This is a genomic window from Pseudomonas sp. PS01297 (assembly GCF_029959305.1).
Taxonomy (GTDB): domain Bacteria; phylum Pseudomonadota; class Gammaproteobacteria; order Pseudomonadales; family Pseudomonadaceae; genus Aquipseudomonas; species Aquipseudomonas helleri.
In genome coordinates this window covers 1-4,237 of the sequence record NZ_JASCPQ010000177.1, presented here as the reverse complement: position 1 = coordinate 4,237, position 4,237 = coordinate 1, and the positions used below count along the sequence as shown (strand labels likewise).

At 61.9% G+C, this 4,237-nt stretch carries 3 protein-coding genes; all 3 read left to right on the top strand.

Annotated elements, in window-relative coordinates; genetic code table 11:
• Positions 1 to 173 precede the first annotated feature (173 nt).
• The 3 genes from QMX84_RS25855 (at position 174) to QMX84_RS25845 (ending at position 4,164) form a co-directional block, all read left to right on the top strand.
• Positions 174 to 680, top strand: a complete 507-nt coding sequence (locus QMX84_RS25855; protein WP_048370828.1) for a sigma-70 family RNA polymerase sigma factor — start codon at positions 174 to 176, stop codon at positions 678 to 680.
• Positions 677 to 1,663 carry a FecR domain-containing protein gene (locus QMX84_RS25850; protein WP_282365108.1) on the top strand — a complete coding sequence of 329 codons (987 nt, stop codon included), beginning with the start codon at positions 677 to 679 and terminating at the stop codon, positions 1,661 to 1,663. The genes QMX84_RS25855 and QMX84_RS25850 overlap by 4 nt, the downstream gene beginning before the upstream one ends.
• A gap of 80 nt (positions 1,664 to 1,743) precedes the next feature.
• Positions 1,744 to 4,164 carry a TonB-dependent siderophore receptor gene (locus tag QMX84_RS25845; RefSeq protein ID WP_282365107.1) on the top strand — a complete coding sequence of 807 codons (2,421 nt, stop codon included), beginning with the start codon at positions 1,744 to 1,746 and terminating at the stop codon, positions 4,162 to 4,164.
• Positions 4,165 to 4,237 lie beyond the last annotated feature (73 nt).

The following is a 4,237-nucleotide window of genomic DNA, read 5'->3' as shown; positions in this document are numbered from 1 at the left end:
GGCTTGCTCGCGATGCAGGCAATGCGGTTTTTCAGATCAACCGTGGCGATGCCATCGCGAGCAAGCCCGCTCCCACATCAAACCAGTCCTACAAAGATGTACAGCCGGCAATTGCTTTTTATCGTGAGCACAAAAGATAATGAGATTAGTTACCATTCATTTCAGGTGTGCACGTGCTCAGCCCCGGCGATTCCCGATCTGTCCTGACCGACTTGTACAGCGATCATCATCGCTGGTTGCGTGCGTGGCTCTATCGCCAGTTGAATTGCCCGCATGATGCCGCCGACCTGACGCAGGACACGTTCGTGCGTGCCCTTACCTCGCGCCAGCTCACGGCGTTGCAGGAGCCACGGGCGTTTCTCACCACCATCGCCCGTAACCTGCTCAACAATGTGTTTCGCCGGCGCATGCTGGAGCGTGCCTATCACGAAGAACTGGCGGGCCTTGAGCCTGAGTTCATGCCGTCTGAAGAAGACATGGCGCTGGTGCGTGAAGCGCTGGAATTGATCGATCAGTTGCTCGATGGCCTGCCGAACCGCGCCCGCCATTGTTTTTTGTTGCACCGCCTGGACGGGCTGACGCAGCCGCAGATCGCCCACGCCATGGGCATTTCCCTGGCCACGGTCGAACGCGACCTGCGCCGGGCATTTTTGCACTGCCTGAACACCCCGCAGGCATGAGCGCCCGTCAGGCCGATGAGGCCAACCGCGCGGCGGTGGACTGGATGCTGCGCCTTGAATCGCCGCAGGCGGGCAGCGCCGGTCAGCAAGCCTTCGAGCATTGGCTAAACGCCGACCCTGAACATGCCCACGCCTGGCAGCGGGTCAACACGCTATTGAGCACGCCCCTGTCGGCCTTGCAGGAAGCCGAACGGCGCAGCCCCGGCCAATTGAAAGTCGCCAGTGACAGCCTGCGTTCGCTGCCGTCACCTTCACGGCGCCGGGCCGTGGGTGGCGGGCTGGCGCTGCTGCTGCTGGGTCTGGTGACCGCGGGCGTGACCCAGCGCATCACGCCGCTCGGCGGGTTGCTGGCCGACCAGCGCACCGCCACCGGCGAGCGCCGCACGCTGACCCTGGCCGATGGCAGCCGCCTGAGCCTGGATGCGCGCACGGTGGTCGACATTCTGTTTGACGGGCTGCAACGCCGGGTGCTGCTGCACCAAGGTGCAGTGCAGGTCGACGTCGCCAAAGATGCCTCGCGGCCGTTTATTGTCGACTCCGGCGATGGCACGGTGCGGGCGCTGGGCACGCAGTTTATGGTGCGCAAGGACGACGGCGGCAGCCTGGCCTCGGTGCAGCAACACAGCGTGCTGTTGACCAATCGTGCTGGCCGTCGGCAAACCATTGAGGCCGGGCAAGTGTTCGCCTTCACCGAACAGGGCATCGCCCCTCAGACGCCGAGCTGGCGCAGCCGGGTTGACTGGCTCGAAGGCCGCATCGACGTGCGCGATGAACCGCTCGGGCAACTCATCGAGGCCCTGCGCCCTTATCGCGCCGGGCTGTTGCGCGTCAGCCCGCAAGCCGCGCAACTGCGGGTGTATGGGGTGTTTGCCCTGGACGACAGTGACCGCACCTTGCGCTCACTGGCCGAAACGCTGCCGGTGCAGGTGAACCGCCACGGCTTCTGGTTGACCACGGTGGATGTGCGTTCGGCCAGCGCTTAAAAAAACTGAAAAACGTTGAGGGGGTTTTGCGTAACGCGGGTCTTGGTTACTGAAAACACACCTATTACGAGCCCGCTTACATGCCCAACCTGCAGATTCGTCCTTGCCTGCTTGCCGTCGCGATCGCCCTGGCAACCGCTCCGTTTGTGTCCCATGCCCAGGCAGACAGCGACGCTGTTGCTGTCGCGCAAGCGTTCAACATCCCTGCAGGTGACCTTGGCGAAACCTTGAGCCGCATCGCCCATCAAACGGGCGACATGTTGTCGGTCAATCCGTCGTTGATTGCCGGCAAGCGCGCCCCGGCAGTGCAAGGCCAGATGAGCACCACGCAAGCCATCAACCAGGCCCTGGCCGGTAGCGGGCTGATTTTCAGCACCACCGCCAGCGGCGCCTACACCGTGCTGCCGGGGGGCGCCCATGATTTGCCGGCCACCACCATCAGCGGCTCGTCGTCCAGCTTCACCCAGGACAGCATCTCCAACGACAAAGGTTTTGTCGCACGGCGCTCCACCACCGCCACCAAGACCGACACCCCGCTGCTGGAAACTCCACAGGCGATCTCGGTCGTCACCCGTGAGCAGATGGACAACCTGGGCGCGCAGAGCCTGAGTTCGGCGCTGCGTTACAGCGCCGGTGTGAGTGCCGGGTTTTATGGCGATGACCCGCGCTATGACTGGCTGACTGTGCGCGGTTTCACCATGTCTCAGTTGGGCATGTTTCGCGATGGCTTGCGCTCATCCAACAACGGCATGTTCGGGCGCGCCGACTCTTATGGTCTGGAGCGCGTAGAAATCCTCAAGGGCCCGGCGTCGGTGCTGTACGGCCAAAATGCGCCGGGCGGGATGATCAACATCGTCACCAAGCGCCCCAGCGATGAGCCCTTTCATGAAGTGCAACTGGGTTACGGCAGCTTCGACAACAAGCAGGCGCGCCTGGACCTCAATGACGCCTTGAACGACAACGGCACGGTGCTGGGCCGCCTGACGATGAACGTGCGCGACAGCCAGGCGCAAATTGACCATGCCGTGGACGACCACGTGTACGTGGCCCCGGCGATCACCTTTCGCAACGACGACACCAGCCTGACCGTGCTCGCCAGCTATCAGCACGACACCAGCGGCTGGGGCACCTGGCTGCCGGCCAAAGGTTCACTGGTGCGCGGGCCGACCGGGTATTTGTCGCACCATTTCTATGGTGGTGACCCGGACTTCAACACGTTCAAGCGTGATCAGTATTCTTTGGGGTACCTGTTTGAACACCGCTTCAACGACACTTGGCTGTACCGCCAAAACGTGCGCGTCGACACCGGCAGCTACGATGCCAAGGCCGTGCGCAGCCTCGGTTGGATCGACCCGGACAACTCGGCTGTGTTGTTCCGTGATGCGGGTATTTACAAGCTCAACAGTGACGTCTACAGCTTCGATAACCAGTTGCAGGCGAACTTCGACACGCCGGGCATAGAGCACACCAGCCTGGTCGGTTTCGATTACACCTGGCAGCGCAGCAACAACCGTCAACTCAGCGGCCCTGCTTCACCGCTGGACTTGAACAACCCGGGTGCCGTGACCCCGACAGCCAAACCGACGGTGCCTTACCAGCGTGTGATTGATGTTGAACAGATCGGCGCCTACGCCCAGCATCAGGTGAAGATTGACGATCACTGGATCGCCCGTGTCGGCGTGCGTCACGATCAAGCCAAAACTGACGTTGATGTGAACAACAATGGCCGCAAAGTCGGCGGCAACCTGGACCAAGGCGCCACCACCTGGCAGGCCGGCTTGTTGTACCTGTTCGATAACGGTTTGGCGCCGTACTACAGCTACGCCGAGTCGTTCTTGCCGACCACCGCGAACAGCGCCAACGGCAAGCCTTACAAGGCCACCACCGGCACCAGCCACGAACTGGGGATCAAGTACCAGCCGCCTGGCAGCGACCTGCTGTTGACTGCGGCGGTGTTCGACATCGTGCAGAAAAACATGGTGACCACCGACCCGATCGACACGCGGATCATGATCCAGACCGGTGAGGTGGAATCCAAAGGTCTGGAGCTGGAAGGCAAATACACGCCGACGCCGGGCTTGGACCTCACCGCCAGCTACACCTACCTCGATGCCCGCGTGACCAAAGACAACACACCGGGCAAAGAAGGCACCCGCTTCACCGACAGTTGGGGCACCACCAACCCGCGCCACAGCGCCTCGGCGTGGGCCGACTTCACGCACCAGGAAGGCCAGCTCAAAGGCTTGGGCTACGGGGTGGGCGTACGCTACGTGAGTGGCCGCCCAGACTACAACGACGACTACTCGCAAGTGCGCGAAACGCCCGGCTACACCCTGGTGGACAGCATGATCCACTACCAGTTGGACGCGCACTGGAACCTGCAACTGAACGTCGACAACGTGACCAATAAAAGCTACATCGCCAACAACTGCTACTTCCTGGACACCTGCTACTACGGCCCGCAACGGACCTTCCTGGCGAGCGCGCGTTATCGTTGGTAATACCCTGTGACCCTCTGTAGGAGCGAGCTTGTCTCGCGATCTTTTGATCGTTTAAAAGATCGCGAGACAAGCT

Coding starts and splice junctions, on each gene's coding strand:
- QMX84_RS25850 (WP_282365108.1), top strand. CDS start 677: ATGAGCGCCCGTCAGGCCGATGAGGCCAACCGCGCGGCGGTGGACTGG.
- QMX84_RS25845 (WP_282365107.1), top strand. CDS start 1,744: ATGCCCAACCTGCAGATTCGTCCTTGCCTGCTTGCCGTCGCGATCGCC.